Origin of the sequence: Sphingobium phenoxybenzoativorans, assembly GCF_001757355.1 — a bacterium.
Classification (GTDB): Bacteria; Pseudomonadota; Alphaproteobacteria; order Sphingomonadales; family Sphingomonadaceae; genus Sphingobium; species Sphingobium phenoxybenzoativorans.
In genome coordinates, this window is sequence record NZ_MINO01000182.1 from 1 (window position 1) to 1224 (window position 1224).

The 1224-nt window shown below is 62.7% G+C and carries 1 protein-coding gene; it reads right to left on the reverse strand.

Annotation, left to right across the window (positions count from 1 at the left end):
• Nucleotides 1-282 precede the first annotated feature (282 nt).
• On the reverse strand, nucleotides 283-1224 hold a 942-nt coding region (locus tag BHQ40_RS24710), incomplete at its 5' end, for a hypothetical protein (protein ID WP_070158309.1).

Consider the following 1224-nt stretch of genomic DNA (forward strand, 5'->3'; position numbering starts at 1 on the left):
GGCCCCTGTGCATTATTCGGCCACAGATTCACGGTAGGCGAGCTTGAGGGACGTCGGCGCCAGCTTCTCTGCCAGGGATTGCGCTACGTAAGCCGTCGCGGCCACACAAAAAGGCCGGCACAACGGCCGGCCATAGTTTTAGGAGAGGATGCCTGAAAGGCATCCTCATGCTGCACCTGCGAGCAGCCGTGCGCAATACAAATCCGCAGGCACCGTTGGTGAAGGCGGCTCCAGTGTCTATCAGGCGGCCAGCATGTCCTTCATCGTTGCGGGGTCAAGCCGTCACCGGCGCAGTTCTTCGATCCCGAGTTCCTGCCATATCCACCCGAAGTCGTACGTCGCCATCGGATCATCGATGTCAGCGTGTCTCCCACTGAGATTTTCGAGATGTTTTAGCCACGTGGCGAGTTGGTCGCGTCCGGCCTTGCTGCCGGCGCATTGTCGCGGCGTTTTGTCGCCGAGCATCGGGACAGGCTCATCGAGGAGTGTCCGGTATTGACGATCGAGCATGCCGTGGACAAGCGGGGTGGCGACCTCGACCGGGATGTCCGGTGCCGGCTCCGACACGGTTCGTCCTTCCTGACGCGCAGCCATCGCCTGTTCGATCGTCTCGATCTCGGTCAAAGGTGTTCCCACCAGGGCGCCGAGCGCCTGGGTGACGAGTGCAACGCCGCGTTCTGCACGTTCGGCCGAGGTGACGGAGAGGATCAGAGCGCGGCCCTTGAGTTCCAGATTCCCAAGCACCGGCGTGCCGTCTTCCATTGACACACCCCACGCCATCTGGCCGGTGCCTTTCTTGCCCTGTTTTGTTCTGGTGCCGAGCCAGTTCCAGAAATGTGACGTTTCCCGCTGCAGGGCGGGCACGGTATCGAGGCGGTCGCCGATGAGTGCCTGCGTCGTCCCCCGCGTGAACGGAAAACGGACACGGTGGAAAACAACCTCCTCGCCATCGGCGTTATGCAGCGTGGGGATGGCGACAGGCTCGAGCATCCTGGGCAAGATGTCGAACAGCCAGACCATCGAGATGAGCGGCGCCAGGTCGCGCAGTTGATCATCGTCGATCACTAGTTTCGCGCGCGGGCCGCGCTTGCCCTGTCCCAGGCGCAATGCCTCGAGAAGGGCGCTGGTGGCTTCCGCTGTAAAGGACAGCAGGCCGCCTGCCAGGATCCTATGCCCGCTCACCGGAATGATGCGCACGCCGATCCGATCCCACGGGCCCAGCGT